The organism is Streptomyces sp. P9(2023) (genome assembly GCF_032436795.1).
Lineage (GTDB): Bacteria > Actinomycetota > Actinomycetes > Streptomycetales > Streptomycetaceae > Streptomyces.
Genome location: NZ_JAUPWM010000691.1, coordinates 1 through 252, shown reverse-complemented (window position 1 = coordinate 252; position 252 = coordinate 1). Strand labels below are relative to the sequence as shown.

General features: G+C 36.9%; 1 protein-coding gene. It reads right to left on the bottom strand.

What is annotated here, in order from left to right; translation table 11 throughout:
- Positions 1-13: 13 nt before the first annotated feature.
- Positions 14-252, bottom strand: a 239-nt coding sequence (locus Q5762_RS39130) for a hypothetical protein (RefSeq protein WP_315897081.1), incomplete at its 5' end; no start/stop codon positions are given.

The following is a 252-nucleotide window of genomic DNA, read 5'->3' as shown; positions in this document are numbered from 1 at the left end:
CTTGAACGCTTTGTTATGCGATTTTGTTCAACGTACCACTTTTCTTTGATAACCAATAGCCGTCGCGAATTTCTTTTTTCATTGCGCTACCAAAGCTAGCATTAAAAGGAACTAACAAACCATCACAAATAAGCTCGTCTGAAAATGGTAAAATTGCGGTATCAACAACAGAATATTCTGGACATCTTTCTTCAATTGACGAAGTCAGTCCTTTCACTTGATAGTACTGGTTGCTATTAGGATGCAAAAACA